The sequence below is a fragment of the Vibrio fujianensis genome, assembly GCF_002749895.1.
Lineage (GTDB): Bacteria > Pseudomonadota > Gammaproteobacteria > Enterobacterales > Vibrionaceae > Vibrio > Vibrio fujianensis.
Map to the genome: position 1 here is coordinate 785,572 of NZ_NBUS01000054.1, position 5,050 is coordinate 790,621.

5 protein-coding genes are annotated in these 5,050 nt (G+C 46.1%); 4 read left to right on the plus strand and 1 reads right to left on the minus strand.

The annotated features are described in order from the left end of the window. A partial coding sequence (locus B7C60_RS19910; RefSeq protein WP_245869684.1) for an efflux transporter outer membrane subunit occupies positions 1-898 on the minus strand: 898 nt, incomplete at its 3' end. A 132-nt stretch (positions 899-1,030) separates the two neighbouring features. On the opposite strand from B7C60_RS19910, the gene B7C60_RS16715 reads away from it, so the two are divergent. From B7C60_RS16715 to B7C60_RS16730, 4 genes are all read left to right on the plus strand, one after another. Next, positions 1,031-1,633, plus strand: a complete 603-nt coding sequence (locus B7C60_RS16715) for a TetR/AcrR family transcriptional regulator (RefSeq protein ID WP_099612615.1) — start codon at positions 1,031-1,033, stop codon at positions 1,631-1,633. Positions 1,634-1,876: 243 nt separating this feature from the next. Further along, positions 1,877-3,409 carry an ABC transporter substrate-binding protein gene (locus B7C60_RS16720; RefSeq protein ID WP_099612616.1) on the plus strand — a complete coding sequence of 511 codons (1,533 nt, stop codon included), beginning with the start codon at positions 1,877-1,879 and terminating at the stop codon, positions 3,407-3,409. Next, complete coding sequence (locus B7C60_RS16725; protein WP_099612617.1) at positions 3,402-4,355, plus strand: ABC transporter permease; 954 nt, start codon at positions 3,402-3,404, stop codon at positions 4,353-4,355. Before B7C60_RS16720 ends, B7C60_RS16725 begins: the two co-directional genes overlap by 8 nt. Further along, on the plus strand, positions 4,352-5,050 hold a 699-nt coding region (locus tag B7C60_RS16730; protein WP_245869646.1), incomplete at its 3' end, for an ABC transporter permease. The genes B7C60_RS16725 and B7C60_RS16730, both read left to right, overlap by 4 nt.

Sequence of the window (5,050 nt, forward strand, 5' to 3'; positions counted from 1 at the left end):
AGCGTGCAGCAACAACATCGGTTCTATGCCCTAACAGGCCAATACTAGCGTCTGCTGGCAGACCAAAACGAGCATTGAGCGTAATGGTTGGAGCATAAATCGCTCGTGCGCGATCCGGCCCTTGCCCAACTAAAGCGGCAAGCGCATTTTTTTGTAATTCAATCGACTCATTCAGTGCCAAGAGTTCAGCATCAACACTGGCAGCAATCGATTTTGCTTGGCTAACCGCCCCCAGAGTTTCAAGCCCGTTGTCGTAGCGTTTTTGCAATAACTCAACCGTTTTCTCTCTCACCCCTAAAGCCGCTGCTACCGTGGTTTGGTTAGCATAGAGACGTGCCAGTTCGGCATAGGCATTAGCAATGGATGTCGCTAACATCAAACGAGCAGAAACACTTTCAACCTCTGCAGCGGCCAAATCTGAGGTTGCCGCCGCAATCGACGCTCGGTTCTTACCCCAGAAGTCAAAGTCATATTGAAAATTAAGCGTGAGTGAGCCGTAATCATTCCAACCATGAGGTGGTGAATACGATTGGTACTGATAACTGACTTTACTTTCGCTTGCAGAAGCCGCCAACCCGACATCCAACGAACGAGCAGCCCCTGCTTGCTCGGCAATGCCTCGGGCATTATCTAATCGTGCCTTCGCCATTTGTAACGTGGGGGAATACTCAAAGGCTTCTCTTATTAATTGATTAAGCTGTGTATCTTGATAGCGTTCCCACCAAGTATCCGTCGGCCACTCTATGCTGGTATGATCAGTAAACGTCTGTTCGGTATTCCACTCTTGTGCGGACTTCATCTTGGCCAAGTCTTGATCTAGATCTGGACTTGCGCAGCCAAAAAGTAACGCCGCACTGAGAATACTCATCGAAAAATAAGAAACAGATTGGCTCTGCATAAGCTTTATTTGAGTATTGTATTTCACATTTCACAACCTTATAACTAAACTGTACGGTACAGTTATACTCTTGACAGAAATGGCTAGTCAAGAGAAACTTATAGAAATTTTTCAGTTGGGATTGATGGGTGAATGCGAGTTAAAAGTGAAGAAAAAAGGCAAGCTATTTTAGAGGTTGCAAAAGATTCTTTTACACAACAAGGCTTTGAACAGACATCCATGTCACACATTGCTAAAATGCTGGGCGGTTCAAAAGCCACGCTCTATAACTACTTTAGCTCTAAAGAAGAGATCTTTTCAGCGGTCATGGCCTCTTCAGCCACCGAACAGATCGCTAATGCGTTCTTATCTCTTGATAAAAATCGAGATATTGCCACTTCTTTAGAAGAATTTGGCGTAAATTTTCTCAACTCGATTCTCGGTGTTGAAGCCATGGCAATTTATCGTATGGCGATCCACGAAGCTGAACGCTCCTCTGTTGGACGACATTTTTATGAGCAAGGGCCCAAAAAAGGCTGGACGCACGTCAGCGAGTATATTGCTGCACAAATTGATAAAGGAATGCTAAAGCCCTGCGACCCTTGGATTGCCGCCATGCAATTTAAAGCTCTTCTATCTGCGGAATACGTTGAACCGTTTGCCTTAGGGGCCATAGACAAACCCACTCACACACAAATTAACACCACCGTTCACCGAGCCGTCACTATCTTTCTTACCCTTTATTCTCCACAATAACCCCTCTTTTATTGATACAAAAACAGGTTGGTGAAAACGCCCTCCCATAGTCTATAAGATAATAAAGCAGGAGCCAGCACTTTGGCTCCTGTGCTTCCAGCGCCGAACACGCCCTATTGCCAACCTTACTTTCTCATTCACACATGAAATAGTTCACAAGCGATTCAATAACAAAAAATACTGGACATGATAACGATTCTCATGCTGAAATAATGTTATGTTATAACATATATAATTTTACTAATGAAAAAAACGTTATTCTTGCTTGCTGTTATCGCCATTGCCGTGGTGTTTTTTTGGAAACCCAGCGCATCGGACAAACCCTCTCTTTTATCCGTTTCTGGTCCGTTTGAGTTTAGTAGCCAAGATTTGTCAAAAGATGGTTTTCTTTTTTCTCGCTTACAGGTCGTTGAAGCATTAATCGGTATTAATGACCAAGCACAACCTTATCCGCTTTTAGCACAAAGCTGGCAACAGAGTGAAGATGGATTACGCTGGGTTTTTGAAATTCGCCCCAATGTTCTGTTTCATGATGGTCAGCCGCTCACGGCCCAAGCTGTCGTTCACTCACTCAGCCGAGCCGTCAATAAACCGGGAGTGATTCGTCAAGTCCCGATTGAGTCGATTACCGCAGAAAATGAGGCGCTGGTGATCATCCTACAGCGTCCTTATCGGCCATTGCTTTCCGTCCTCGCTCACTATTCCACCGCGATCATTTCGCCATCGTCTTATCATGAAAATGGGCACGTCAATCGCTTACAAGGCACCGGCCCCTACCAAATTGATCAATTACAAGCACCACATAAGGCGCAAGTCATGCGTTTTGATCGTTACTGGGGAACACCAGCGGCCATTGAGAAAGTGGAGTACTTAACGGGGCATCGTTCAGAAAGCCGAGCGTTGCTCGCGCAAACGGGGCAAGCGGATATCGTCTATACATTAGATCCTATCAGTATCCCAGCCCTCCAGCAGGCCAAAAATGTCCAGTTACACATTGAGTCAATACCACGAACCGTGTTGATTAAAGTCAATAATGCTCACCCATTTCTTAGTCATAAATCAGTACGTCAAGCCCTTAGCTTCGCTTTGGATCGTCAAGGTATGGCAGAATCCGTACTCCGTTTGCCACAATCCCATGCTTACCAACTTTTTTCTCCCGCTTTAGGCTCTTGGCATCTGCCCACTTTATCGGGAGAACAACGCCAGTTAGAAAAATCGCAACAATTATTAACCGACCAAGGCTGGCAAAAAAACGCGCAAGGCTTTCTGGAAAAATCGGGGGAAGTTTTCCGCGTTCAGTTACTGACTTATGCCGATAGACCAGAGCTTCCTCTCCTCGCAACGGCAATCCAAGCACAATGGCGAGAGTTGGGTATTGATGTTCAAATTTCGATTGATAATTCCAGTGCCATTCCTGCCAAGCATCATGATAATTCATTAGAACTGGCACTAATTGCCCGCAATTTCGGTACACTTGCTGACCCCCTACCTTTACTAATGGAAGATTTTGCTACCGAAAAAGGATCCGATTGGGGACCCATGCACTGGTCATCCGATCTCTTCTCACAACAGCTTGATCTGCTAGTCACTGAATCTGACCCAGAGAAATATGAACAATTGGCTCAGCAAGCCGCTCATATCCTTGCTGATGAAATGCCTCTTATTCCTGTGACTTATTACCAACAAATTATCGCGGTAAATCGTCAAATTCATGGCTTCTCTTTTGACCCTTTTGAGATTAACTACCGCCTGTCGGAGATGAAGTTCCATGACTAAACTCTTGCTCTCTCGGTTGTACCAAGCACTTTTTGTCGCTTGGTCAGTGGGCACCTTGACGTTTATTTTGATGAGAATGATCCCCGGCGATATCGCCTACCGCATTGCAGCAGGTCGGTATGGTTATGACTATGTCAATGAACAAGCCGCCTTAGCGGTGCGAGCGGAACTTGGGCTTGATCGTTCAGGTGTTGAGCTTTATCTCAGTTGGCTATGGGATTTGTTGCATTTTAATTTGGGGCATTCTCTCGTCAGTGGCGAGCCGATTGTTGATGCCCTATCTCATCAGCTTGGCCATTCATTACTTCTTGCGGGCGCAGCAACGTTACTTTCTCTATGCCTTGCCATTCCACTTGGGATCTACTGTGGAAGAAGAGTTAACCAGTGGAGCGATCACCTTGCGCTCTTTGGTTCAATCACTGTTAGGGCTCAGCCAGTCTTTCTGATTGGGTTGGTGCTGATCTTGATTTTCTCTTTACACCTGAACTTACTGCCCGTAGCGGGATTTGGCCGACTAGAACACGTGATTCTTCCTGCATGCGCATTGGCATGTAGCCTTGCCGCTATGTCTAATCGAATGATCCGTAATGCCACCCACCAAGTGATTCATTCCTCCTATTTTCAGTTTGCACGTCTTAAGGGATTAACCGAATCTCAGGCATTTCAGCGACATGCACATAAAAACATTGCTTTGCCCGTCATTGCTTTCGTTGGCATTCAAGCAGTCGGCTTGGTAGAAGGAATCGTCATGATTGAATCCTTATTTTCCTGGCCCGGTATTGGTCATGCCCTTTCTCACGCTATCTTCCAACGTGATATTCCGATGATCCAAGGTGCGGCATTGATCATGGGGTTACTGTTTGTGTTCATCAATACCTTGGTTGATGTGGCCCAGTATTACCTAGATCCAAGACAACGATTTGCAAAACAGGAATCACACGCATGAGTGGCCTTATTCATTTATCTCGAACCCAATGGGTGGGATTGAGTATTTTATTCGTTCTCATCACGCTCACCGCCATCGAGTGGCTTTTTTATCAGGGTGATCCGGCCCAACAATCATTATCTCAAGCGTTTGCATTACCGTCTTGGCAAGAACCGTTCGGGCGAGATCACTATGGCCGCAGTAACTACGCTCGGCTCAGTAATGCAATTATGACCTCGCTCAGTATGGCGCTGTTCAGTGTTCTCACCTCGGCTTCATTAGGGCTACTCGCAGGGGTGGTGGCGGCATGGAAAGGGGGCTGGTGGGATAAAAGCTTGTCGTGGTTGGTCAACCTACTTTTGGCTATGCCGGGGCTCATTTTAGTTCTTCTTTTTGGTGCCATGCTACCGGGCTCATTTATGATCCTCTATTTTGCTATCTCTTTAATTTTATGGGTAGAGTATTTTCGAGTGGTGCGTAGCCGAACCCTAACCTTGCTGCGCTCTCCCGAAATTGAAGCCGCCCGACTTTACGGATTCAGTTCGTGGTATCAATTTAAACGCCACTTGTGGCCAACACTGCGTACCGATCTCTTTACCTTAGGTTGCTTTGGGGCTGGAAATGCCATCTTGGCGCTTGCCTCGATTGGTTTTTTATATGTAGGCCTTAAACCACCCGCCGCAGAACTAGGGCTCATGATGGTTGAGTTATTTCGT